A 24,950-nucleotide genomic window follows, 5' to 3' on the forward strand; every position below is an offset into this window, starting at 1 on the left:
TATTATACTATAAATTTCGTTCTAATTCTTGAATTCGGGCCGCAAAATACGATTTTTTTTCTGGATATTTCAAAATTAATTTTTTGAAGACCTCTATACCTTTTAAATACAATCCCTGGTCGACATAAATATTAGCCAACGTCTCCGTAACCAACATATAATTGTCCTCCGCACTACGACGGGCCATATTTTCCGTGTTCAACTGCTCCGGCGACGGCGGGTGAATAACAGGCTCTTCCCGAATAAATTTGTCAATGATCTCATTGCCTTTTTGGGGCTCAGTTATTTCCTCCGATTGCTTCTTTGCCGCGTCACTCAACTTCAATTCCGGATCTTGAAAACGAATGATATTCTCTTTGATCTGTTGATCTAAAATCGCCTCATCCAGTTTCTGTGGGTCGAACTGTCCTTTTTGCGGTTGGGGTAATACCGGTGTGGCAAAAGGTTGATAGGTATCGGCATGCTCCAAGCGGGTCTTATGCAACCACCACCTAAAGCTATAAGGCATCAACTCATCGTTATACAGACTTATATTCTCTTCATCTACCAATGCATCGCCACCTTCGCTATCGGCCTCGATAGAAGCCTCTTCTAAGGTCTCTTTCTCTTTTTGTTCAAAAACGAAGTAATCACCCATACTTCCCTCATAAGCGAGCTTTTCTATTTCGTCATCCGCTACAGGTGCTTCCGTCTCTTTTTGGAGCTCTTCGAAAGGTACATAGTCCTCAGATACCGTCTCCAATTCCTCGATGTGTTCTACAGGCGTATGCGCATACTGCCACAGCCAACCTGCATCAGGTGCATAGAGTAAAGTGCTTTCCAGACCGGCATACTCTTGTGTTAAAAGCATTTTTTTACGGAGTAAAGCGTAACGTAAAGGCTGTGAATAGGGATACTTATCGATCAATCGCAGGAGTTGCATATCATCTACCTCCAGCGGATTGGCGACGGCTTTATAATATAGTTGATATTCCTGCATCTGTGTATCCATACTTCTCTACCAGTTTGCAAATGCCCTATTATAAACATCTTCCGTCAGCATCTTGATGAGGTCTTGGTTCAACGCCGCCTCATAAGAAGTGACATCACTCCCCGGAAACTCTTTAAACTGTGTGAAAGTTTCCTCGAAATTGCTTTCCCCTGTCTCATCCAGCCGATTGGTGTATTTTACCTTTACCGTTATGGTCAGCCGGCTATTTGCAGCACGGTCTATTCCTCCTGCTTGAACGGATGCAGGTGTGATCGAGTAATTTGTTATCGTTCCTTCAAAAATAGCATCCCCATCGCTATTTACCTGACTCAAGCTGGATTGCGTACGGATACGTTCTTTCAGTCCTTCCGTAAAATCCTGGCTCAATGTCGTATATACCATGGGTGCAATATTCTCGAAGAACAGCACCGTATATGTCTTCATGTCTTTGGGAATCGATCCGCCGGTAAAACTATATTTCACCCCACAGCCATGTACAATTCCCGATAGCATAAGGGCCAGCAGTACACCTAATTTTATAGCATTATTGTGCGTAGGACCCATCATCTATTCTAAATTCAAGTCTTTAATTTTTCTATATAAAGTCCGCTCCGAAATGCCCAGTTCGAGCGCCGCAGCTTTCCGCTTGCCCCTATGTTTCTTCAACGCTTTCTTAATCAAATCCGATTCCTTCTCCACCAAGGACAACGACTCTTCCACCTCTTCAGCCTCCTGTGTATCTAAAGGCATATAATTATTGCCCCCTTCACGGGCGGGGCTATGTATCGTAATCGTAGGAGAGGTGTTATTATCCTCCTGATACAACTGTGGTGTAGCCGGTTGAACTTCTCGGTAGAGCTGGTTGATATAAGGCGTATGTTGGTCAAAATTATCGCCATCCGCACCATGCTGTAAAAGTTCCACTACAAGCTTTTTCAGATCCACCATATCTTTCTTCATATCAAAAAGCACCTTGTACAAGATATCCCTTTCTGAAAAATCCTCCTTCCCTTGATCCTTCACAGATACCGGCAAGGTGTTCATGGTATGTTCTGCCGGCAGGTATTTATGGAGTATTCCGGCATCCACAACACGTTCCTTTTCCAAAACAGCAATCTGTTCTGCAATATTCTTTAGCTGACGGACATTCCCCGGCCAGCTATAATTTGCCAGCAACTGTTGTGCATCCGGTGTCAGCTGAACACTTGGCGAGCGATACTTATCCGAAAAATCAGCAATAAACTTCCGAAACAGCAAGTAGATATCTTCCTTACGCTCCCGCAAGGAAGGAATACGTAAGGGCACCGTATTCAAACGATAATACAAATCCTCTCGGAACTTCCCCTTTTTTACCGCCTCATAGACATCGACATTTGTCGCGGCCACAATACGTACATTCGTTTTCTGAACTTTAGAAGATCCAACACGTATATATTCCCCTGATTCCAATACCCGAAGGAGCCGGGCCTGTGTACTCAGCGGCAACTCACCGACTTCGTCCAAGAATATAGTACCGCCATCGACGACCTCAAAATATCCTTTACGCGCCTCATGTGCTCCGGTGAATGAGCCTTTCTCATGCCCAAAAAGTTCCGAATCAATCGTTCCTTCCGGGATAGCCCCACAGTTGACCGCGATAAAGGGATTGTGTTTACGAACACTCAACTGATGGATAATATGAGAAAAGACTTCCTTTCCTGCCCCACTTTCACCCTGAATAAGCACAGAAATATCCGTTGGCGCAACCTGTCTCGCGATATCAATAGCACGATTGAGCAAAGGCGAATTACCGATAATCCCAAATCTATTCTTTATATCCTGATTGTCCATTCTCTATTCTCGTATGGAGTATTGCGTAGTGGGTATTGCGACTATCGTATCGCTATACTAATCAATGATTCTTCCTATTAATGTTGCCGAAGTACAGCTTTCTCCCAAAACATGGACATACTGCCCCACTTTATACCGCGGATCTACCGGAAAGACCACCATCGTGTTTTGGTCATTTCGGCCACAGTAATCCTGATCCGAACGTTTCGAGAATCCTTCGATCAATACCTTATGTGTTTTACCCACAAAATTCTGCACACGGTACAAGCTATGTTCCTGCTGCTTGTTGACCACCTCAGTCAACCTTCTTTTCTTCACCTCTTCCGGTACATCATCTTCGTAGCGCTTTGCCGCCAACGTTCCTGGACGTTCAGAGTAGGCAAACATATACGCAAAATCATATTTCACATAATCCATCATGGACAGTGTCTCCTGATGCTCGTCTTCCGTCTCCGTACAGAAGCCGGTAATGACATCGGTAGAGATACCACATTCCGGAATAATCCGACGGATAGCGTCTACACGGTCGATGTACCATTCCCGATCATAGGTTCTGTTCATCAGTTCCAATACACGGGAATTGCCCGACTGCACCGGCAAATGAATGTATTTGCAGATATTTTCATAGCGGGCCATAGTATATAACACCTCATCGGTGATATCTTTCGGATGAGATGTCGAAAAACGCACCCGCAGTTCCGGGCTTACATCTGCTACCAAGGCCAGCAGATTTGCAAAATTGACCGTCGCCGAAGTTTCTTTTCCTTCCTCCACCACAGGGGTATATTTATACGAATCGACATTTTGCCCCAATAGGGTGACTTCTCGATATCCTGCGTGAAACAAGTAGGTAGCCTCTTTCACAATAGACTGTGGATCCCGGCTACGCTCACGACCTCTGGTAAACGGCACGACGCAGAACGAGCACATATTGTCACAACCTCTCATAATAGAGATAAATGCCGATACGCCGTTTGAGTTAAGCCGAACCGGACTGATATCCGCGTATGTTTCCTCACGTGACAACAATACATTCACGGCCTTACTGCCATCGTCGACTTTATCGATTAAGTTGGGGAGGTCACGATAGGCATCGGGGCCTACCACCACATCGACCAATTTCTCTTCTTCTAAAAATTTGGACTTCAACCGCTCCGCCATACACCCTAATACGCCCACGATCATACCCGGGTTTTTCGCTTTTGCCGACTCAAACTCTTTCAAGCGGTTGCGAACACGTTGCTCCGCATTTTCACGAATGGAACAGGTGTTGATAAATACCACATCAGCTTCCTTATAATCCTTGGTGGTTTCAAATCCCTGATCTGTCAATATAGATGCAACAATCTCACTATCTGAGAAATTCATCTGACAGCCATAGCTTTCTATATATAGCTTCCTACCATTGGATTTCCCTGTAGCCACCATCTCCAATGCTTCTCCCTGACGAGATTCATCATGGGTTTTCGTAGTATGTGTTAATTCTAACATAGCGAATTTTAAAGAAGACAAAGTTAAAAATAAAAAGTGACTTTCGATGCCAGTTTGGCAGAGGTGACCAAATTTTAACAGTTACCTGATAGGTTACATGAATGGGGATATTAGATTTGAGATGTTAGATTTGAGAAAAGAAAAGCAATATCCGTACAATTAAAATGAAATGCTGCCTCAAAACTTTTGGCAATAGCAGTGGGAGGCACTGTCCATACAGTCAAAAGTTTTAAGCAGCGAGTTTTTTGCCTATCTTTTTTGCGGAAAAAAAGTAGGAGCCCTATCGCGGCTTGAGCGATAAAAAGCAGAAAAACAAGTAATTAGTGGTGATAGGATTCCATGGGTACACTTTATAAACAAAAAGGCTACCCGAATATGGATAGCCTCTTTGATTTCTCATTATTATCTTGCGGCTTACTGACCGACTTCTCTTTTCGCTTCTTCTTGCATTTTCTTGCTCGCTACGATGACGATCTCTACACGACGGTTTTCTGCACGTCCTGCATCTGTTTCGTTCGACGCAATAGGTTCCGAGTAATTCTTACCTTCTGTTCTTATACGGCTACCGGAGAGCCCTTGAGCAACAGCATAATCTCTTACCGACTTTGCACGTGCTTCCGAAACTTTCTGGTTTGCTGCCAACGTACCGATATTATCGGTATGGCCCAGCACTAAAATTTCAGTATCCGGCTCCTTGTTCAACGTTGCCACCAATTTAGAAACATTATCTTTTGCATTGGCTTTCAAAGCCGAACTGTTGAAATCGAATAAAATACCTGAATCAAACTTCACCAATATACCTTCACCCACCTGTTCAACTTCGGCTCCAGCTACTGTATTTTCAATCTCTTTCGCTTGCTTGTCCATTTTCTTACCGATCAGTGTACCTGCTGCACCACCAATAACGGCACCTGCAATAGCACCTACGGCTGTATTACCGGCTTTGCTACCGATCAATGCGCCTAATCCAGCTCCGGCGGCTGTACCGATGACAGCACCTTTTGTTGTGTTGCTTGTATTTTGTACCGCAGTACAACTTCCCAATAACATCGCTGATGTAGCCAACGAGAGACCATATACAGCCAGTCTTTTATTCATTTTCATATGCATTAAATTTTATATTCTTTAATTGTTGTTATTAGATGATTATCAAAGCTAATGCCAAAATTAGACAAAAACAATATACTGTATCTTAAAAGTAAGGTATTTTTTATTTATTTTGTAGCGGAATTTCTAATTTAGGCAGTTTTTGCGGGGCCGGACGTCCCTGTTCGTCCCATGATTTAAGCGAACGATCAATATAGGCCAGCAAATCATATTGCCCCCACCGCTCGACCTGACCAAATGAAGGCCGATAAAGATCCATAAAATTTTGCAGTTCTTCCCCTTTCAGACCTGTAGCTTGGGACACCGCTGCTTTTGAAAAAATGCGGTCAACAGCCATTTCTTCCACCTCACGGTCCATAAATTTTTCAAACCGCTTCATATTTTTGGCTTCGCGGCCAAATAAGTTATATAATGCCGTCGCGGGACTGTTCAGATACGTACCTACCCTATTTTTCCCACCATTATATATACCCTTTTTTTCGTAATCCTTTAAGATATCTTCCATTTGCTGCTCTCTCGTGCGGCGCGAAACGACAACTGTCTCAATCTGCAGACCCGCCTGCATTTCCAGCAAAACATCTTCCGTCGTATACAGGATGGTCTTTAACGGTCCATAACCGGTTTTGGAAACCGATAGGCTGTCGCCAATAGTTGCTTCTATATAGAATACACCATAGACATTCGTCCGTGTGGACTTATTCGTCCGCAGGTTGATGACATTGACATCGCCCAAGCGTGTACCCGTACCCTTCTCCATCACAAGACCGGAAATAGTCGGTAGTTGCTGCGCCTGTAAGGAGGGCAGCAATATTACTACACCCAACACGCATCCTATTATCTTTATTAGAAATTTACTCATTCTGCACGAATGTAAACAAATATTGGACTACTCGAATGTTAAAAAGTTTTAAAGATGACGTGTTTATTTATATGGATAATAGACAAAATTGGCTCCTTCGGGAACGACAACAAATAGGCACATAAATTCATTAGCCGTTTTATATTGTTTCTCAAAATGTTTCCTTTTCGCGTCGTTGATTACACCTTTTTCTATAAATTCCTCCAAGGAACTCGCATGGATAGACCAGTTTGTGCCTAATTCCTCTTTTACCAATATAGGTTCACCGAGGCTCACCTCATGCTGATGTGCAATAAAAATCGGATAAAGCGTATAGCCTTCCGCAATCATTTCGGAAGCCACCTCTCGAATAGATTCATTATAGAAATCCAAATCCGTTTTTAAACTGGTCAGAGGACTTGGTGTCGAGGGCTTTTGCCCATCTCCATCGGAGGATGCTCGATTGAACAGGTCTTGAAAATCCATGTAGTTTAAGGCTTAAGCGTAAATAATACGACATTTTCGACATGCTGGGTGTGCGGGAACATATCGACTGGCTTGATACGGCTGACCTCATATTTTTCAGACAACAGCTGTATATCCCGAGCTTGTGTCGCCGCATTGCAGGATACATAGACAATTTTGGGCGCTTCCATCTCCAAAATGCGGGTAACCACCTGCGGGTGCATTCCCGCGCGCGGCGGATCGGTAATCACGACCTCGGGCTTCCCGTGCTCCGCAACAAACTCCGCCGTCAGCACATCCTTCATATCCCCCGCATAAAATTTTGTATTGGTGATATTATTAATTGCGGAATTGACCTTCGCATCTTCTATGGCTGAAGGTACGTATTCTATCCCGATGACCTCCCGAGCTGTCTTTGCCACAAAGTTAGCAATCGTTCCCGCCCCTGTATAGAGGTCATACACCAACTCATCTCCTTTCAGCCCGGCAAACTCCCGGGTAATTTTATACAATTCATAGGCTTGTGCCGAATTTGTCTGATAAAAAGATTTTGGACCTACTTTAAATTTTAAGCCCTCCATCTCTTCATAGATAAAGTCACGGCCATTGTAGACGTGTATATCCTGATCGAAAATCGTGTCGTTACGTTTTTGGTTGACGATATACAACAGCGATGTCAAATCCGGAAATTGCTTATCGATATAACTCATCAACAGATCTACCTGCCCTTCTTCGGGATATGCGAATACCACGATGACCATAACCTCACCTGTAGAGGATGTACGTATAATGAGATTGCGTAAGGCCCCCGCATGCTCCCTTAAATCGTAAAACGAAATACCTTGCGCAATCGCAAAGTTTCTGACCTGATTTCGGAGATCGTTCGATGGGTCCTGTTGCAGAAAACAATGGTCAATATCCAGAATTTTATCAAACCGGCCCGGTACGTGAAAGCCCAGTGCGCTCATATGCTCGGGGGCAACTTCTTCGTCTTTGTCAGTCAGCCACCGCCTGTTGGAAAAAGTAAACTCCAATTTGTTGCGGTAATACGTCGTTTCAGCGGAAGGCAAGATTTCTTCCATATCGGAAGTATCCACTTTGCCGATACGTGTCAATACATTATCTACATACTGTTGCTTGAATTTCAATTGTGCTGCATAGGTCATATGTTGCCACTTACAGCCTCCACAAGTTCCAAAATGTGGACAAAAAGCATCCACGCGATAAGGTGATGCCTGTTGGATATCGACCACCCTTCCTTCGGCAAAGTTTTTCTTTTTCCTTTGCAGTTCGACATGGACAACATCTCCCGGCACGGCTTTTTCGATAAACAGCACTAAATCTTCGTATCGTGCAACCCCCTTGCCTTCTTCTGCTATGTCGATAATCTGGATATCGTTCAGGAACTTTTTCTCTTGTGGTATTCTTCTGCCCATATGTGGGCAAAAATACGGTTATTATTTGAAATTAGCTTTTACTTTTGTCTTGCCAAACCGAACGCAGCGAGCTCATGGATACCATTGAAAATAAACATTCATCCATAAAGTAAACAAAAGCGTGTCGCTCGGACCTTTTGGCTGTATGGATAGTGCCTCTTCCTGCTATTGCCAAACCGGAACAAAGTGGAGCTCAGCCAAGCTAAATCTCCACAGGCGACAATTTATATAAATGTACAGATCGTGCAAGCTTTAAAACCTCACATTTTCACAGAAAATATGTACGTACACAAGTCTGAACAAACCTTTTAGCCGCAGAGAACAAAGACCCTATTGTAACTCAAGCGCGGAAGCGGATATCAAGTGATGGAACATATAATTTAAGACAGTGTAACGACATTGTTTGAACAGATATTAGACAGTGTTTATTCAGTTGTGACTGAACAAGCACTGAGTAAGCACTGAACGAGCACTGAACAAGCTCTGTCTAAAGAGCGAATTTGTTATCCAGAAAATGAGACTGTTTGGAATAGATTGAATAAAAAGTAACAGCCCTCTCGTGGCTCAAGCACTATTATGCTAAAGTCGCCTGCACCAGATAAGGAAGCATTTCTTTTTGGAAAGAAATAAAATTCTTGCGCACGTCACCATCGGTCACTGCGGTGAAGGCAAATGAAAACACAATACTCTTGCTTGTTTTGATGAGGAAGGTCAGTTTTTCTTCCGAAATGGTACTGCCGATAGTGGCGTTTTTTATGAAGGAACTCAATAATAAAAACTCCAGGTCATCGGACAACGTTTTGAGGTATTCCTGCGCATTGGTGGACTCTCGGATAAATTCCCAGCCAACGAATTCATTACAGACGGTATAGGTCACACGGCTAACCCGCAGAATGGTATTTGCCAAAAAAGTAGGGAGGTCTCTTTCGCGTACACCTTTATTTAAGATATCTTCTACGTTCTCGCGTATGTAGTCCATGAGCACTTCGTGCAGAATTAACTCTTTCGAATCAAAATGCTTGTAGAACGTAGCCTTCGAGATACCGGCTTGTTTAGCCAGCTCATTGACACTGGTTTTATTGTAACCGTATTTACGGAAGAGCTCCCTCGCTGCCTTTTTTATTGCTATCGTTATTTTGTCTTGCTCCATGGGTTAGTTCGATACATAATAACTATCACCATCTTTCCGTACGTTGTACCGTTTCAGTGAACATTCGGCGATATGGGTAGGCGAACCGTCCATTAATAGCCACTTCGCTCCCGACGCCGGATCAATAATCGATAATCCATCTACTTCCACTCGGTTTTGTTGCTCTGGATTTACGGTACTACAGCGGTCATAGGCAATCAGACCGTCACCTGTATTATACACGATCAAGCCTCTTACGCCACCGGAGGCATTGCTCCATCCACCCGGCGAATAGACATTCAGATGTTCACCTCGATTGATATTCGTGCGGAATGTTACGTTCGGTATGACATTACATGCGCCATCGCCGCATCCTATACTGCAAAAAAGACAGCAAATGCATACGACGCCATATCGAACGAGATTGATCATATCACTTCGCTTTCAAACTGGGATAAGAAACGCACATCATTCTCCGAGAATAAACGTAGATCTTTGATCTCGTATTTCAGGTTGGTAATACGCTCGATTCCCATACCAAAAGCAAAGCCACTGTACTTTTTGCTATCAATACCGCAGTTTTCCAACACATTGGGGTCAACCATACCACACCCCAGAATCTCTACCCAACCCGATCCCTTACATAGATTACAGCCCACTCCTTTACATATCGTACAGGAAATGTCCATCTCGGCAGAGGGTTCGGTGAACGGGAAATACGACGGACGGAACCGCACTTTAGTACCTTCACCATAGAGTTCCTGAACGAAATGGAACAACGTCTGTTTCAGATCTGCAAAAGACACATTCTCATCCACATACAGTCCCTCCACCTGATGGAAGAAACAATGTGCGCGAGCTGATATAGCCTCGTTGCGGTACACCCTTCCGGGCATAATCGCACGGAACGGTGGCTTACCCATTTCCATCAGTCTTACTTGCACAGAAGAGGTATGTGTGCGTAGAGCAATATCGTTGCCTTCCTGCTTCTTGATGAAAAAAGTATCCTGCATATCCCGGGCCGGGTGTTCCGGTGGGAAATTTAATGCCGAGAAGTTATGCCAATCGTCTTCAATCTCCGGGCCTTCAGCAACCACAAAACCTAACTTTTTGAATATTTCAACGATTTCTTTGCGTACCAGAGAAAGCGGGTGTCTGGATCCCAACTGAAACCCCTCCCCCGGCAAGGTAAGATCACCCTCCCGGCGTTGCGGTGTCGCATCTCCTTTCCCGAAAGCCGCTGTAGCTTCCTGAAACGTCCGCTCCGCCAGCTGCTTAAACTCATTCAAGGCCTTGCCTAAAACACGTTTCTCCTCACCGGAGACGGTTTTAAACGCTTCGAATAAATTCTTTACAACACCTTTTGAAACTAAAAACTTTAATCTGAAGCTCTCGACATCTGCTGCCGACGTAGGCTTGAACTGCGTAATCTCTTGGGTATACTGCTTAATCTTCTCTTGCAACATACCGCCAAAGATACAGCAAAATATTAAAATTTAGAACGGCAAGCCGTCATTCTCCTCATCATTTTCTTTAAAATCAACGGTTTGTTCCTTCGTATCTGTTGCGGTTGTACTGGATGTTGTCTGACCCGCGTTGGATGGTCCTTCGAAGTCCGAACGCCGGCCTAAAAGATTAAAGCTTTCCGCGACAATTTCTGTCGTATACCGCCGTATACCTTCTTTATCCTCGTACGACCGGGTACGCAATTTGCCTTCGATGTACACCAGGCGGCCTTTGGAAAGGTATTTCGCAGCGACATCCGCCAATCCACGCCACATGACAATATTGTGCCATTCCGTCTGCTCGACCTTTTTGCCGTCTTTATTAAATGTTTCAGATGTTGCCAACGGGAAGCTGGCTACACTTACATTACCTTCCAGGTAACGTAATTCCGGATCCTTCCCCAGATGACCTACTAAGATTACTTTGTTTACGCTCGACATATAATTTATGGTTAATTAGCTTTTCCTATACTTATCCCAAAAGGTGAAAATAAGTTTATGTTTAGCTAATGTATCTATTTTTTCTAACAAAAAATAGTTCCATTGGGTTTTTTTTTCTTTTATTGCTACACCCTCCTCCAATCGATAAAACCGTGCAAAAATATTTTGATGGCTCAGGATGTGCTTGATGACACCACCCACAGGTTCTATAGCGGCATCGCCAAAATACCGCTGATAATCCGCATGGTGGGCGATATCCCCTATCGGGTAATCTTCGGATGTTTCTATCATCGGAAACTCGTACAGATTGGTCCACACATCCCCTTCGCCACGCTTCGATAGGAGAATATGATTATCAGCTTCGACGATAAAGTAATGAAAATAACGATTTCTGCTGGCCCGCCCCTTTAGCTTCACCGGAAGTGCATGCACCTTTTCCTCCAGGAAAGCCCGGCATTCCAACCGAAAGACACAGGTCGCACACAAGGGTGCCTTCGGCTTACAATGGATGGCACCAAAATCCATAATGGCATGATTGTATTCACCGGGATTGCCCACAGGAAGCAGCTCGTCGGCCAGCTCCTTAAACACTTTTTTACCTTCCGTCGAATTAATGGGCGTGTCAATACCGAAAATCCGGGACAAGACCCGGAAGACATTGCCGTCTAATACGGCTCTATGCTCATTGGAGGAAAACGATGCGATGGCAGCGGCGGTATAATCGCCCACGCCCGGCAAGGTAATGAGTTCGTCGTATTGTGCGGGGAAAATTCCTCCAAAACGGGATATCACCTCTTTCGCGGCTTTATGCATATTGCGTGCTCTGGAATAATATCCCAGACCCTGCCACAAGCGTAGCACCTCTTCCTCCTCTGCTGAAGCAAAGTCTTCCACCGTCGGGAACCGCTCGACAAACCGATGGTAATAAGGGAGCCCCTGGTCCACACGGGTTTGCTGCAAAATAACCTCCGAGAGCCAGATTATATAAGGATCGACAGTCTCACGCCACGGCAGATTTCTTCCATACTGTCTATACCAAGACACCAGAGTTTCGGCAAATGTCATAGCGCAAATATGTGTATTTTTAACAAACATTAACAACAAGATGTTGATTATCAATAATAATGAATTGGCTACTAAAGGTTTATTTTCATACTTTTGTCAACGTTCGAAAAGAAAAATGAGGAACCAGCCATGTTAAAAAACAAACTGTCTATTCAGATCAGCATCGAAGGAAAGGGAGATAAAAGCTTTGTCGTGCCTTCTTTCTTCGTGAAGTACTGGAAGAAATTAGCTTTTTCTTCACTGGGTTTAATCGTAGCTCTTTTTGGTGTTATTGTCTACCTGGCCACAAAACAGAAAGAAGAAGCCATTACATCGCAATATACGGAAGCTTTACACGAAGTGCGTCAAAAAAACAAGCTGTTAAGCATGCGCAAGAGCGAAAGTGAAAAAGAGATCGGCGAAGCCAAGAAATCGTTCAATAAGATTGACAGTACCTTAGAGAGCATCAACAAAAAAATGAAGAAAAGGGGGTTGAAGACCATCGTACTGGAAAATGCCGGAGGTCCTGTTGAGGCCGACGAGGAAAATATCGAGCTGATGAGTTCCTATTATGAGGAAGCATTGACCGAACTGGAAAAAAAACTTGAAAACCTTCCTATTGGCATTCCTCATCCCGGCAGGATCACATCGAAATTTGGATACCGACGAAATCCATTCACCAACCGCGGACGGGAAATGCATTCAGGGGTTGATCTGAAAGGAAGAACCGGCGACCGCATCAAATCTACAGCAAAAGGGGTCGTGAGTTTTGCAGGCTATGAAGGCGATTACGGTTATGTGGTAAAGATTAGACATGCCAACCGCTACGAGACGCGCTATGCGCACCTGTCCAGACCCTTAGTACGAAAAGGAGCGCGTGTTGCTGCCGGTGATATTATCGGTCTTATGGGAAGCACAGGACGCAGTACGGGTCCTCATCTTCATTACGAGATACTCAAAAACAACAAAAAAATAAATCCACAGAAGTATTTTAGTTTTTAAATGCATCAGACTTTCTCCCTTCATACCCTACACCGGGGCAAATATATGCTTTGTTTTTTTGCACTACTTTTCGCAGCAGGAGGGATAAGCTCTTTGGTTCCGGCGCCGGAGATTGTTAAGATCATCACCGTCCTATTTTTCATTCCGATTATACTGTATTGCGCCGTAAAGTTCAGCCAAAGCCCTTCACAATGGATATTGGAGGAGGACAAATTGACGCTATCTTTTAAGAACAAAAGCATCACGTATCTTTACGCTGACATCGATCATATCCGCAGCCTGACGCGTTCGGGTGGCAACCTCTATGTTATCTATTTCAAAAAGAAGTCACCTCGGCGCTATTGGCGCAATAAGCTATTCCAGAAAGACGACGATCATCAGCTCCTTCATGAAGCATTGTTGGAAAGCCCCGTCGAGTTTTATAAGTTTTGATTCCGCAGCGTCGACTGCCGAACGACCAGATTCCCTTTTACTACTTTGGTTTTAGCCACAAAGTTCTCCCCTTCGATAATCTGATCCAGAAAAAGCTGCGCTGCGGTTTCACCCATTTTAAACGTATGTGGATCAAACGACGTCAAGCTCGGTTCGATAAACTCCCCCATAGGTTCATTACCAAAGCTCGCCACACACATATCTTCCGGGATCTTTATTCCCCGTTGCTTCAGATGGGCAAGGACACGAATAGCACCCGCATCATATATCGAAAATATCGCGTCTACAGGAATATCACTTTCGAGAATCCGATCCACGACACCCAATACCGATGGAATGGTCAGATCACTATGAAAAATCAACTTCGGATCCGGTTCGATATTATATTTTTTAAGTGCCCTTAAATAACCGTCAAGCCTCATCTTCGACACATACAGATGTTCGGGGCCCCCAATCGCGGCGATACGCCGGCATCCTTGTTGGATCAGATGCTCCGTTACCTGAAAACTTCCGTTGCTATCTTCAAGCAGCACCTTGGATGTATCCACTTCTTCACACACCCGATTAAAATGTACGATAGGAATGTCTTTTTTGAGGTACATCTTGATATGATCAAACGTCTTCGTCTCCTTCGAGTGACAAATAATCAAGCCATCCACCCAGTTTGTCATAAACGCATGGGTATTCGCCACTTCATCCGTATGCGACTCGTTCGACCAACAGACCATCACCTTATACCCCGCTTTCGACGCCACCTGTTGTATCCCAGTCAATATCGATGAATAAAAGTAGGTCTCGATATCCGGCATAATAACCCCAATAGTCTGTGTCTCCCGCTTACTCAAGCGCTGCGCCAGGGAGTTGGGGCGATAATTAAGCTCTTCGGCAATTTTCTTCACCGCCCGCCGGGTCTGCATACTGGTATCCGGATGATCCCGCAAGGCGCGCGAGACCGTAGATACCGCAAGGCCCATGGCTTTCGCAATATCAATAATAGTCGTTTCATGATTTTTCCGTCTTGTTGGCTTATCACTCTCCCGATCATGGTGGATAGTAAAATGATAAGCACACTCTTTACATAAGAAACGTTGACGACCTCTTAAGAATCCGGCACGGAGTACCGTTTCAACTTTAAGACATTTGGGACATTTGACACGTGGCATAATTAAGCGAATATTAATAAGATGTTAAGCTTATATATCACAATCGATTGTGGAAACGCTTGTGATATATAAAATGATTTATTATCGGCTGAATATTTTGTTTCATACCTCAAATGTAATACTTTAGCTTCATAAACAAGACAAAAAATCGATTATAAAAAAATTAAAACTATCTATAAAGGATCTTTTTTTATGACTTTTTACACAACACTTAAAACTAATTAAAATCTATTTTTTTATTATGAAATTAGCTTTTTTTTCGTGGATAACATGTATGTTTTTTTGTGCTGCCACGACAGTATCAGCACATAACATCACCTTATTTTACAGTAAGGATGACCACAAGGGCGACGGACAACTATTGACGTCGCAACAACAGACGAATCTCGAGGTTCAAGGCGTCGTCACCAATTCATCTGGCGCAGCATTAGCCGGAGTGAATATCTTTGCGAACAACCGCACGATTGCCCTGACCGATGCAGAAGGAAAGTTCGCCTTCAAGATCGCTTCCGGAACACAGGTCAGCTTTTCGTATTTAAGCCATCGCACCTATACGACGACGGTCTCGAAAGCGGAGAAAAATCTTCGGATCGTCTTGCAGGAATCGAGCAGTGAACTCGACGAGCTTGTCGTGACTGCATTAGGGATTGAGCGAGCGAAAAAATCTTTAGGGTATGCGGCCCAGCAAATAGACGGTTCGGAAGTACAGGACGCACCCACAAACAACTGGGTAAATGCACTAAATGGTAAAGTGCCCGGCATGATGCTGAACACGGCAGACGGCCCAATGGGCTCTTCGGATATCATTCTACGAGGAGATAAATCACTCTCCTTAGGATCCAGTGGAGCACTAATTGTTGTGGACGGAGTCATTATCAGCAATGAGACCAGTGGAAATGATGGTGCAGCCTATTCCAGCAATGAGTCACCCGTCGATTTCGGAAGCACGATGAGTGATATAAACCCCGAAGATATCGATAATATCAGCGTATTAAAGGGTCCCGGCGCGACAGCGTTATATGGCTCCAGAGGTGCTAATGGTGCCGTCATTATCACGACTAAATCGGGAGGGGCCCGTAAAGGCCTAGGTATTACTTTTAGCTCAAACACCCGGATCGCCACCGTCAACCGTTGGCCGGACTATCAAAGTGAATACGGCCAGAGCGGAATTTCCTCTTTTGATTACTATTCTTTTGGCGATTCGGAAGACGGAAGAGGTATTAATAGTTTATCGGATTGGGGAGCTAAGTTAAATACTGGCGTAAAATATTATCAATATGACCCCGCAACACATGAACAAAGCGCAGAACGGTTGCCATGGGTATCCCATCCACACAATAGACAAGACTTTTTCCGAACCGGTATTACGACAACGAATTCCATTTCTGTAGAAGGTGGAAATAATTCAACAAAAGCACGGTTATCTTTTAGCAATCTGCAAAATAAATTTATCCTGCCAAATACGGGCTATCAACGTACATCGGTCAGCCTATCGCTAAATCACACCTTAAGCAACAAGATTAAATTGGGTGCAAAAGTCAATTACAACAACAAGTCTTCGGACAACCTGCCGAGCAGTGGTTACGACAACAAATCCATTACCTACTTTATTATGCAAATAAGCCCCAATATGGATTCGGAATGGTTTAAAGATTATTGGATCACAAAAGACGTCAGGCAACGGCGGATCTTTTCGGGAATTTTAGAGAACCCATATCTCGCTCTGTATGAAGAATTGAATCCGATGTCACGTCATGGTGTCTTTGGAAACGTCAATTTCACCTATACAATCACCCCTGAGTTAACCTTAACAGCGAAAAGTGGTATGGATATGTATCAGGATATAAGTTCCAGCCGTCAACCAATAAGTAGCCGCAGATATACGAATGGTTTCTATAAAGAACAAAATGTATTTCGTTATGAAATTAACTCGGACTTCCTTCTATCCTATAAAAAATCGTTAAGCGATGATTTCAATTTAGGTATATCTGCGGGAGGAAATCAAATGCGTTATAATTATAACCGTACCCGGGCATATATTAATCAACTGGATGTACCCGGCCAATATACCTTAGCCAATGGTATAGAACGCCCCATACTGACACCGTATAAATCGACGAAAGCAATCAACAGTTTGTACGGTTTCGCCAACTTATCATACAGAGATTACCTGTTTCTTGAAGTAACAGGACGTAACGATTGGTCAAGTTCGTTACCTCTACATAATAATTCTTATTTCTATCCTTCTGTTAACACCAGTATCGTACTTTCCGATCTGTTCGACTGGCATGGAACTACGGTGAATTATGCGAAGTTGAGACTCTCTTATGCAGAAGTAGGAAATGATACACACCCCTATCGAACCGAAAATTATTATGAGCCGAGCAGTTTTGCATATAGCCTGAATAATCCTACGACAAGACCAGATGCCGATCTAAGGCCTGAACGCACGCGCAGCTATGAGGCAGGTGCTGAAGCTGTGTTATTACGCAATCGGATTGGACTTGATGTCGCTGTTTATCGAGCGGACACCTATGACCAAATACTGAATGTACCTGTCGAGCGAGCCAGTGGATACTATAATGCCGTCATGAACGCCGGGACTGTTCGCAATCAAGGATTGGAAATGCAAGTATGGTTCAGACCTATTTATAAGAAACTCAAATGGCGCGTAACCTTAAATGCCGCTATCAATCGGGGTAAGATTTTGGAATTATCCGATAACATTGAAAGTATAGCCATGTATTCAGGACCGGGAGGAGCGACAATACTTGGTGTTGAAGGCGGTAACATGGGTGACATCTACGGATTGGGGTATGTACGCAACGCTGAAGGCGCTGTTGTATACGATGGTGGCCTACCCGTATTAACAACGGAAATCGCTAAGCGAGGAAACGCTATACCGAAATGGAAAGGCGGTATAATGAACCAATTCCGCTATAAGAACTGGAGCATGAAAGTACTAGTTGATGCAGAATTTGGTCATGACAAATATTCCTTATCCTTTTCAAGGATGATGACCACGGGCAAGCTTAAGCAAACCCTGCCCGGTCGGGAAGAAGGAGCTTTAATTGGTGTAGGGGTCGTACAAAATGACGACGGTTCGTACCGGCCGAACGATATAGCCCTCATGCCATCGGTTTTTTATCCAACCACTTATCAGCGCTCCAATGCGGAAGCCAACATCATGGACGCCTCCTTTATAAAGTTGCGCGAAGTCGCCTTGGATTATACCATCAAATCCAAATACCTGTCGGCAATAGGCGTACAAAATCCGTCAATCGGTATTTATGGCCGCGACTTATTTATCTGGACCAAGTGGCCTGTGTTTGATCCCGAAAGCGGCACATTGGATGAAGGACTATTGATACGTGGGTTAGATATAGGGCAGTTTCCTTCCACCCGGTCCATAGGAGCGACAATTAAAGTATCTTTTTAAACAATTGAAATCTATATATAATGAAACAGATGTCTTTTAAATTGCTGCTGATCCTGCTCATATGGACAGCAGGAGGTTGTACCAAGGGATTTGATGAGCTTCTCCATAATCCCAATGGGGTACAGGAGGCTTTACCAAAAAATTTACTTTCACCGGTATTATATGACATCGTAACAACCGATGTTAAACAGGCATTCCGAGTGGGTAATGAGCTGATGCAATACACCATATATACGGTCAACAATTCGTATGTACAGCGTTACGACATACGGGTCTCTGCAGGCGATTCCATGTGGGGTTATCTCTATACCTGTGCCAATAACATTGCGGATATGGAGGAAAAAGCAGAAGCGCTCGACCAACCAAATTATCTTGCCATTGCACTGACTTTAAAGGCGTTAGTATTTTCTCGATTGACAGACACATACGGGAATATCCCTTATTTCGAGGCATTGCACTCGCGCGGTCCGGTAGTCAACTTCTTGCCGAAATACGATAAACAGGAAGAAATCTATGCCAGCTTACTTGAAGACCTCGAACGAGCTGCCCTGCTATTCGACAAAAATGCAGAACTGAATGCCGGTGGAGACTTGCTTTATCAAGGAGATGTGACCAAATGGATGAAATTTTGCAACTCACTACGGTTACGTCTATATCTTCGGGTAAGCAACCGGCCTGAAATGGAGAGTCCGATCAAGATTGATGAGATTATCAGCAATCCGTCTCTATTTCCAATTTTTACCAACGCCGATGAGCAGGCTTATCTGCCTTTCACTAATGAAGCACCTTATTATAACCCCTACTATAATTCGACTACCGGAGAGTTCGGCAGCCAGCGATCACCTAGTACATTCATTCTCAATATTCTGCAAGGCTTTAGTGACCCGAGATTAGGCGCCTGGTATACAAAAAGTCTCAGTGAATATACCGGGGCACCGGCAGGTTTCCCGATCGGAATGGCAGATGAAATCGGAAAAACTTCCTATTTAAAAAATGGGTATAGAACCTCGCCCAAATTAGGTATGGTCATGAGCTATGCAGAATTACAGTTCATTTTGGCCGAAGCAGCTCTCAAAGGCTGGACAGGTAGCCCGGCAGACGCAAAGACCTATTATGAAAATGGTATTAAGGCCAGCATGAGTTTCTGGGGAGTTTCAGTACCTTCAGGGTACCTTACACAAATTGGTGTAGCTTATGATGATCAGCTTTCGACAATCATGCTACAAAAATATCTATCGTTATTCTTTGTAGGACAGGAAGCCTGGTATGAACATCGCCGCACGGGCTACCCTGTTTTAACGGTACACGAACAAGCGTATAACAATGGAAATATACCTCGCCGTTTATTGTATCCGACTACCACGCAGAAATATAACCGTGCAAACTACGATGAAGCCGTTAGTTGGATAGGTGGAGATAATATTAATGTAAGATGCTGGTGGGAAGACCAGTTGTAAAAAAATAAACAGATGAAAAGAATAATTTATATGGCTTCAAGCCTGTTAATTGCAGCAGTAGCCTTAGTTTCTTGTTTTAAAGATCCTTCTCTTACCGAAGCTCTCCCTACAAAAAGACTATCAGTAGCGTCATTGCGGGAGCTGTATGAGGGGCAAACTATTACACTTAACGAACAAAATGTAGGTATCACTCCTCTTTCAGGAACGATAATTTCCGATATTAGTTCAGGAAACGTAGAACCTGGAAAGTTCGTCATGGTACAAAACTTCGCCGATGAGCGCAATGATGTCATTGTTACAGCCGGCATTACGGTTTCGCTTGAAAGCGCCGAACCTGTAACTTTCGCAAAGGGCGATTCCGTCGTGTTTGATATACGTGGCGCCACCTTGACACGAGAGAATGGAAGCTTAGAGGTACAAGGTATCCGCTCTGCTGCTATATACAAAATACGCTCCAACTGCGTCGTAGAGCCTATATCATTAACATTAGCTGAACTTTCAGCTGATTTTGACAAGTATGAAAGTATGCTGGTACAAATTACAGCAGCCGATGTCTTGCCGATAGATGGTGGCACCAAATATGAGGGTACAAAAAGACTCAATGATGGATCGGGGGTTAATAATGTCAATATATACACCTCGCCGGATGCTACATTTGCTTCGGAAGAGATGCCCACAAACGCGAATTTTAGGGGTATTGCGACTTCTGTTAATGACACAAAGCAAATCCGTATACGGAATACGGATGATGTGACAATAACCAGCATTCCGCATGAATCAGCTATTCTTATTACCGGTTTTATGAGTGATCCGGCAGGTACGGATATTTCTGTAACGGATGGCTACTTAGGCGGGTTCGAATACGTTCAGTTGATGGCTACGAAGGATATCGATTTTTCCACACACCCATATTCCGTCGTCTTTGCGAGAAATGCACCAAGTTCAACGGCTCCGGGAGAAGGCTGGGCAACCGGTGGAACACGTTCGTTTAAGTTTAACCTTACATCGGGTACAGCCGTCAAAGGCACCTTTTTCTATGTAGGTGGGCCTGAAAAGCGGATAGCGGGGTCTATTTCGGGTACAGAAAAAACAACGGATATCAGCGAGACAGCACCAATTGAGGCAAATCGGGCAAACTGGATACGTGCCATACCGATGGGTACAGGTTCCAACTCTGCAACAGCTCCATATGGAGATGATTTCGGAGGATCCACAAACGATTGGCTCTATAACAGGTCCTCTTATTTCCAAAGTATTGCTGTTTTCGACGGCACAACGGTGACCGCGACAACTGCACCGATAGACGCCATTTTCTATGGTGACTCGGGGTATGCAAGTTTCCGTTTATTCGATGCCACAACTTCAACGGGTTATCTGATTCCGAATAACGATTGGTATAATACAACTGGTCTTGAAGGCCCTCAACCCTATTATAAGCAAGGTGACAATACCTTCATATACGGCGGTGTCCAGCCTACTGCCGATAGTGGCAACTGGGCAAGCTTGGGCGGAGTATACAGTTTGAGTGCACGTGTATGGATAGCACCGAGAACGATTAGTTATAGTACGTTGCTGCCGACAGGAACACCTCCAAATCAACCTCAACTTTCTGATATAGAAACAGGAACGACGGTAACTAAAGTAAGAGAATAATGTAAACTAAAAAATATATAAGCAGATGAAGAAGATTTTATTAGTAGGTATAACGACGTTTATAGTAGGCAGTTTGAATGCCCAGATTATCATTACCGGTTTTATGGCCAATCCTTGGGGTACCGACAACCCCACTCCCGGTACGAAATATAAAAAAGGATCGGTTGAATACACCCACAACGGAGGTTACGAATATATCCAGCTTATGGCAACAGAAGATATCGATTTTTCAAAAACACCCTACTCGGTCGTCACCGCTAACAATGGTGGCGATCGGGTAGCGACAACCAACGGCTGGGCCGAAGGGGGGAAAACTACCTTTAAGTTCGATCTTACAGAAGGCAAAGCTGCCAAGGGCACCTTCTTTTATGTTGGTTCGCCGTCCAAAGTAATAGCCGGATATCATTCCAAGGGGAAAAGCGCCGATATAAGCCAAGCGAACTGGATACGTACAATAGCGTCAAATTCCAAAAGTAAAAAAGTGTTAGGTGATGGTTTTGGAAATGCCATCGGAGGTACGGGTATCTTAGGGGATCCTTACAAAGGAGACTCCAATACGGACGCCGATGGTATCGCTGTTTTTAAGGGGACAAAAGTAACTCCGCTCACAGTACCTATTGATGCGATATTTTATGGAAACGCTGTAGGTGTTGCCAAAGGCGAACGGGGTTCAGGTTATATTTTGCCGACCAATGACCATTACAAAAACCAAACGGGTAAGAGTTGCTATGGCGAACCGGGAAATACATTCTTCTTTGAGCAAACCAGCCCAAGCTCCAACGTGTTTATCAAACTGGGGGGCGCATATCATGCCGAAAAGAATAACTGGGATACCCCGCGGAAAGCAATTAACAAGAAATTATCGGGTAAAGCATCGACATTACCCGATATTGAAACAGGATTAAACATCACACAGCTGGCGCCTTAGCACACGGGGTATGTTTTTGACTTTTAATATTATCTTATGGATACGCGCAGAGAATTTATAAAGAAATCTATTTATATATCGGGGTTAGCCGGACTTTCGTCGGTCTTGCCTCCCTCTATACAACGTGCCTTGGCTATTGATCCTGCACCGGGGAGCACTTTTCTGGATGCCGAGCATGTCGTGTTATTGATGCAGGAAAACCGCTCGTTTGACCATTGCTACGGCACGTTGCAGGGTGTCCGTGGATTTAATGATCCAAGAGCCGTGAGGCTACCCGATGGAAACCCCGTTTGGTTGCAGAAGAACGCGGCCGGACTGACCTACCCGCCTTTTCGGCTCAATATCAATGATACCCGGATAACCTGGATGGGATCGCTTCCGCATTCCCGTGAAAGTCAGGTCGATGCTTTCAACGAAGGTAAATACGACAAGTGGCTGTTCGCCAAACGGCCGTCTAATAAGAAATACCGTGACATGCCGCTCACCATGGGCTACTATGACCGGGAAGATTTGCCGTTTAACTACGCATTGGCAGACGCCTTTACGATATGCGATCAGAATTTCTGTTCGGCGAATTCCAGTACACACCCGAACCGACATTACTTCTGGACCGGAACGATCCGGGATCCCAAGGATCCGCAATCCCGGGCGCTCATCCGAAATCAGGAGGCAAAAGAAGTGTATAAAAATTGGAAGACCTTTCCGGAGCGGCTCGAAGAAAATAACATATCATGGAAAGTGTACCAGAACGACGTACGCGCCGGTGGTGGCTTTAAGGGAGAAGAAAGGGATTGGTTGTCCAACTACAACTGCAACTCACTGGAATACTTCGATCAGTATCATGTCAACTTTACGGAGCGGAATATCAAGAGTTTGAAAAAACTCGCGGATGATCTCCCTAAAGCGATCAGTAAGCTCGAAGCGCAGCTGGCGTCATCGGAAGAAGGCAGTGCGGAATATGTGAAACACCAAAAAGCCCTCAAGAAAAAGCAGAGCGTATTATCCAATACCCGGAAAGAACTGGAGACCTACTCGGAGGCCAATTTTGACAAACTATCGCAGAAGGAAAAAAATCTCCATCAAAAAGCTTTTACCATCAACAAGGGCGATCCGGATTACCATTCGCTGGAAACCATCGCCTACCTGGACGGTAATAACGAACATGAGATCACCCTGCCGAAGGGCGATATTCTCTATCAGTTTAGAAAAGATGTCACGGAGGACAAGCTGCCTACGGTGTCGTGGCTGGTTCCGCCACATTATTTCATTGACCATCCCAGTGTACCGATGTACGGTCCCTGGTATTTTTCGGAGGTGCTGGATATTCTCACAAAAAACCCCGAAGTATGGAAGAAAACGATCTTTATCATCACCTACGATGAAAATGATGGTTATTTCGATCACGTGCCTCCCTTTATGCCGTATGACATAACGAAGCCCAATTCGGGCAAATGTTCGGAAGGGATAAACGTAGAGGATGAATACATTTCCCTCAGTCAGGAAAAGAAATATCTAAAGACGGGTGGCAAACTCGATCCCGATGCGGATCCAAATGAAGTGTTTGACGGGGGTAAGCCTCGCCCTGCTCCTATTGGTCTCGGATACCGGGTGCCTTTGTTGATCGCGTCGCCTTGGAGCCGTGGCGGTAAAGTATGCTCTGAGGTTTTCGACCACACGTCTTCATTGCAATTCCTCGAAACGTTTTTAAACAAAAAATTCGGATTGCAGATCAAAGAAGAAAATATCAGTCCGTGGAGGCGTACCGTTTGTGGCGATCTTACCTCTTCTTTTACACCTTACAATCCGCAAGCGGACAATCTACCCTTCCTGGATCGCGAGGCTTTTATGAAAAAGATCCAGAATGCCCGGTTTAAAGGAGAACCTACCGGCTACAAAGCGTTGTCCGAAGAAGAAATACAACAGGCAAGAAAAGAATGGTCTATGGGCATAGCACCGCTACAGGAAAAGGGCGTCAAAGCTTCTTGCGCACTGCCTTATGAGTTGTATGCCGAAATGGATCTGGCATCAGACAAAACCGCGGTAGATTTAACCTTTGAGGCACGTAATAAAGTTTTCGGTCAACAAGCCGCCGGCTCACCTTTTACGGTATATGCTTGGGGGCTGCAAAAAGGTGAGTCACCCGAAAACAGGCAGTACGCCGTGGCTGCAGGCAAAAGCGTCCAAGATCAATGGGCTATAGAAGATTTTACGGATAGAAAATATCACTTGGAAATATATGGCCCGAATGGTTTTTATCGGGCACATAAAGGTAATGCCAGCAATCCCGATGTATCTATCAACTGTGCTTACGAAACCACAGGACAAAACGGCAAAGCACCTACCGGAAATATCGCGCTGAAGTTGGCAAACCGTAATGCGGCGCAAGCGTATACGGTGGAGATTGTCGACAATGCCTATAAAAGCGGTTCACAAAAGAAAGTGTTGGACAAAGGAGCCTCGGCCAACATCGTATTGGATTTGAACAAGAGCCACGGATGGTACGATTTCACTGTACGTATTGTCGGGAATGATGTGTTTGAAAAGCGTTATGCGGGTCGGGTAGAAACCGGCAAAGAAGGATTCAGTGATCCGTTAATGGGAGGAGTTATTTAATAAAAAC

21 protein-coding genes are annotated in these 24,950 nt (G+C 44.4%); 7 read left to right on the forward strand and 14 right to left on the reverse strand.

Features of this window, described 5'->3' with window-relative positions; translation table 11 throughout:
- Nucleotides 1-7: 7 nt before the first annotated feature.
- The 13 genes from G5B30_RS14855 to mutY form a co-directional block, all read right to left on the reverse strand.
- Nucleotides 8-991 (reverse strand): hypothetical protein, encoded by a 984-nt coding sequence (locus tag G5B30_RS14855; RefSeq protein WP_165320790.1) that lies wholly within the window; start codon nucleotides 989-991, stop codon nucleotides 8-10.
- Between the two features lie 6 nt (nucleotides 992-997).
- Nucleotides 998-1,537: an LptE family protein gene (locus G5B30_RS14860; RefSeq protein WP_240903231.1), complete on the reverse strand. Its 540-nt coding sequence runs from the start codon at nucleotides 1,535-1,537 to the stop codon at nucleotides 998-1,000.
- Nucleotides 1,538-2,800 carry a sigma-54 interaction domain-containing protein gene (locus G5B30_RS14865; protein ID WP_165320791.1) on the reverse strand — a complete coding sequence of 421 codons (1,263 nt, stop codon included), beginning with the start codon at nucleotides 2,798-2,800 and terminating at the stop codon, nucleotides 1,538-1,540.
- A 57-nt stretch (nucleotides 2,801-2,857) separates the two neighbouring features.
- A complete protein-coding gene (gene miaB / locus G5B30_RS14870; protein WP_165320792.1) occupies nucleotides 2,858-4,291 on the reverse strand; it encodes a tRNA (N6-isopentenyl adenosine(37)-C2)-methylthiotransferase MiaB in 1,434 nt (477 codons plus the stop codon).
- A gap of 414 nt (nucleotides 4,292-4,705) precedes the next feature.
- Nucleotides 4,706-5,395, reverse strand: a complete 690-nt coding sequence (locus G5B30_RS14875) for an OmpA family protein (RefSeq protein WP_317164352.1) — start codon at nucleotides 5,393-5,395, stop codon at nucleotides 4,706-4,708.
- Between the two features lie 106 nt (nucleotides 5,396-5,501).
- Complete coding sequence (locus G5B30_RS14880) at nucleotides 5,502-6,257, reverse strand: hypothetical protein (protein WP_165320794.1); 756 nt, start codon at nucleotides 6,255-6,257, stop codon at nucleotides 5,502-5,504.
- Between the two features lie 63 nt (nucleotides 6,258-6,320).
- Nucleotides 6,321-6,722 carry a hypothetical protein gene (locus tag G5B30_RS14885; RefSeq protein WP_165320795.1) on the reverse strand — a complete coding sequence of 134 codons (402 nt, stop codon included), beginning with the start codon at nucleotides 6,720-6,722 and terminating at the stop codon, nucleotides 6,321-6,323.
- Nucleotides 6,723-6,727: 5 nt separating this feature from the next.
- Nucleotides 6,728-8,137 (reverse strand): 23S rRNA (uracil(1939)-C(5))-methyltransferase RlmD, encoded by a 1,410-nt coding sequence (gene rlmD / locus G5B30_RS14890; RefSeq protein WP_165320796.1) that lies wholly within the window; start codon nucleotides 8,135-8,137, stop codon nucleotides 6,728-6,730.
- A gap of 574 nt (nucleotides 8,138-8,711) precedes the next feature.
- The gene (locus tag G5B30_RS14895; protein WP_165320797.1) at nucleotides 8,712-9,287 is read right to left on the reverse strand and encodes a TetR/AcrR family transcriptional regulator; all 576 of its coding nucleotides are present in this window, start codon (nucleotides 9,285-9,287) and stop codon (nucleotides 8,712-8,714) included.
- 3 nt (nucleotides 9,288-9,290) lie between these two features.
- On the reverse strand, nucleotides 9,291-9,698 hold the full coding sequence (locus tag G5B30_RS14900) for a hypothetical protein (RefSeq protein WP_165320798.1): 408 nt from the start codon (nucleotides 9,696-9,698) through the stop codon (nucleotides 9,291-9,293).
- Nucleotides 9,695-10,732: a phenylalanine--tRNA ligase subunit alpha gene (pheS, locus tag G5B30_RS14905; protein WP_165320799.1), complete on the reverse strand. Its 1,038-nt coding sequence runs from the start codon at nucleotides 10,730-10,732 to the stop codon at nucleotides 9,695-9,697. Before pheS ends, G5B30_RS14900 begins: the two co-directional genes overlap by 4 nt.
- Nucleotides 10,733-10,762: 30 nt before the next feature.
- Nucleotides 10,763-11,212 carry a single-stranded DNA-binding protein gene (locus G5B30_RS14910; protein WP_165320800.1) on the reverse strand — a complete coding sequence of 150 codons (450 nt, stop codon included), beginning with the start codon at nucleotides 11,210-11,212 and terminating at the stop codon, nucleotides 10,763-10,765.
- A gap of 15 nt (nucleotides 11,213-11,227) precedes the next feature.
- The gene (gene mutY, locus G5B30_RS14915; RefSeq protein WP_165320801.1) at nucleotides 11,228-12,277 is read right to left on the reverse strand and encodes an A/G-specific adenine glycosylase; all 1,050 of its coding nucleotides are present in this window, start codon (nucleotides 12,275-12,277) and stop codon (nucleotides 11,228-11,230) included.
- A gap of 129 nt (nucleotides 12,278-12,406) precedes the next feature.
- Here mutY and G5B30_RS14920 point away from each other — a divergent pair, with 129 nt between their 5' ends.
- Together G5B30_RS14920 and G5B30_RS14925 are read left to right on the forward strand one after the other, a co-directional pair.
- A complete protein-coding gene (locus tag G5B30_RS14920; protein WP_165320802.1) occupies nucleotides 12,407-13,258 on the forward strand; it encodes a M23 family metallopeptidase in 852 nt (283 codons plus the stop codon).
- 45 nt (nucleotides 13,259-13,303) lie between these two features.
- Nucleotides 13,304-13,690, forward strand: coding sequence for a hypothetical protein (locus tag G5B30_RS14925; protein WP_165320803.1), 387 nt, complete (start codon nucleotides 13,304-13,306; stop codon nucleotides 13,688-13,690).
- Here G5B30_RS14925 and G5B30_RS14930 read toward each other — a convergent pair.
- Complete coding sequence (locus G5B30_RS14930; protein ID WP_165320804.1) at nucleotides 13,678-14,853, reverse strand: LacI family DNA-binding transcriptional regulator; 1,176 nt, start codon at nucleotides 14,851-14,853, stop codon at nucleotides 13,678-13,680. The two genes, G5B30_RS14925 and G5B30_RS14930, sit on opposite strands and share 13 nt — an antisense overlap.
- 241 nt (nucleotides 14,854-15,094) lie before the next feature.
- On the opposite strand from G5B30_RS14930, the gene G5B30_RS14935 reads away from it, so the two are divergent.
- From G5B30_RS14935 to G5B30_RS14955, 5 genes are read left to right on the forward strand one after another with little or no spacing between them, the layout of a single operon-like run.
- Nucleotides 15,095-18,292, forward strand: a complete 3,198-nt coding sequence (locus G5B30_RS14935; protein ID WP_165320805.1) for a SusC/RagA family TonB-linked outer membrane protein — start codon at nucleotides 15,095-15,097, stop codon at nucleotides 18,290-18,292.
- A 20-nt stretch (nucleotides 18,293-18,312) separates the two neighbouring features.
- Nucleotides 18,313-19,749, forward strand: coding sequence for a SusD/RagB family nutrient-binding outer membrane lipoprotein (locus G5B30_RS14940; protein WP_165320806.1), 1,437 nt, complete (start codon nucleotides 18,313-18,315; stop codon nucleotides 19,747-19,749).
- Between the two features lie 12 nt (nucleotides 19,750-19,761).
- Nucleotides 19,762-21,402, forward strand: coding sequence for a DUF5689 domain-containing protein (locus tag G5B30_RS14945; RefSeq protein ID WP_165320807.1), 1,641 nt, complete (start codon nucleotides 19,762-19,764; stop codon nucleotides 21,400-21,402).
- 25 nt (nucleotides 21,403-21,427) lie between these two features.
- The gene (locus tag G5B30_RS14950; protein ID WP_165320808.1) at nucleotides 21,428-22,330 is read left to right on the forward strand and encodes a hypothetical protein; all 903 of its coding nucleotides are present in this window, start codon (nucleotides 21,428-21,430) and stop codon (nucleotides 22,328-22,330) included.
- A gap of 36 nt (nucleotides 22,331-22,366) precedes the next feature.
- Nucleotides 22,367-24,943: a phosphocholine-specific phospholipase C gene (locus G5B30_RS14955; protein ID WP_165320809.1), complete on the forward strand. Its 2,577-nt coding sequence runs from the start codon at nucleotides 22,367-22,369 to the stop codon at nucleotides 24,941-24,943.
- Nucleotides 24,944-24,950 lie beyond the last annotated feature (7 nt).

This window comes from Sphingobacterium sp. SGG-5 (assembly GCF_011043525.1).
Lineage (GTDB): Bacteria > Bacteroidota > Bacteroidia > Sphingobacteriales > Sphingobacteriaceae > Sphingobacterium.

Bases quoted from the DNA above. Each gene is read 5' to 3' on its own strand.
- G5B30_RS14855 (WP_165320790.1), bottom strand. From the start codon at position 991: ATGGATACACAGATGCAGGAATATCAACTATATTATAAAGCCGTCGCC.
- G5B30_RS14860 (WP_240903231.1), bottom strand. From the start codon at position 1,537: ATGATGGGTCCTACGCACAATAATGCTATAAAATTAGGTGTACTGCTG.
- G5B30_RS14865 (WP_165320791.1), bottom strand. From the start codon at position 2,800: ATGGACAATCAGGATATAAAGAATAGATTTGGGATTATCGGTAATTCG.
- miaB (WP_165320792.1), bottom strand. From the start codon at position 4,291: ATGTTAGAATTAACACATACTACGAAAACCCATGATGAATCTCGTCAG.
- G5B30_RS14875 (WP_317164352.1), bottom strand. From the start codon at position 5,395: ATGAAAATGAATAAAAGACTGGCTGTATATGGTCTCTCGTTGGCTACA.
- G5B30_RS14880 (WP_165320794.1), bottom strand. From the start codon at position 6,257: ATGAGTAAATTTCTAATAAAGATAATAGGATGCGTGTTGGGTGTAGTA.
- G5B30_RS14885 (WP_165320795.1), bottom strand. From the start codon at position 6,722: ATGGATTTTCAAGACCTGTTCAATCGAGCATCCTCCGATGGAGATGGG.
- rlmD (WP_165320796.1), bottom strand. From the start codon at position 8,137: ATGGGCAGAAGAATACCACAAGAGAAAAAGTTCCTGAACGATATCCAG.
- G5B30_RS14895 (WP_165320797.1), bottom strand. From the start codon at position 9,287: ATGGAGCAAGACAAAATAACGATAGCAATAAAAAAGGCAGCGAGGGAG.
- G5B30_RS14900 (WP_165320798.1), bottom strand. From the start codon at position 9,698: ATGATCAATCTCGTTCGATATGGCGTCGTATGCATTTGCTGTCTTTTT.
- pheS (WP_165320799.1), bottom strand. From the start codon at position 10,732: ATGTTGCAAGAGAAGATTAAGCAGTATACCCAAGAGATTACGCAGTTC.
- G5B30_RS14910 (WP_165320800.1), bottom strand. From the start codon at position 11,212: ATGTCGAGCGTAAACAAAGTAATCTTAGTAGGTCATCTGGGGAAGGAT.
- mutY (WP_165320801.1), bottom strand. From the start codon at position 12,277: ATGACATTTGCCGAAACTCTGGTGTCTTGGTATAGACAGTATGGAAGA.
- G5B30_RS14920 (WP_165320802.1), top strand. From the start codon at position 12,407: ATGTTAAAAAACAAACTGTCTATTCAGATCAGCATCGAAGGAAAGGGA.
- G5B30_RS14925 (WP_165320803.1), top strand. From the start codon at position 13,304: ATGCTTTGTTTTTTTGCACTACTTTTCGCAGCAGGAGGGATAAGCTCT.
- G5B30_RS14930 (WP_165320804.1), bottom strand. From the start codon at position 14,853: ATGCCACGTGTCAAATGTCCCAAATGTCTTAAAGTTGAAACGGTACTC.
- G5B30_RS14935 (WP_165320805.1), top strand. From the start codon at position 15,095: ATGAAATTAGCTTTTTTTTCGTGGATAACATGTATGTTTTTTTGTGCT.
- G5B30_RS14940 (WP_165320806.1), top strand. From the start codon at position 18,313: ATGAAACAGATGTCTTTTAAATTGCTGCTGATCCTGCTCATATGGACA.
- G5B30_RS14945 (WP_165320807.1), top strand. From the start codon at position 19,762: ATGAAAAGAATAATTTATATGGCTTCAAGCCTGTTAATTGCAGCAGTA.
- G5B30_RS14950 (WP_165320808.1), top strand. From the start codon at position 21,428: ATGAAGAAGATTTTATTAGTAGGTATAACGACGTTTATAGTAGGCAGT.
- G5B30_RS14955 (WP_165320809.1), top strand. From the start codon at position 22,367: ATGGATACGCGCAGAGAATTTATAAAGAAATCTATTTATATATCGGGG.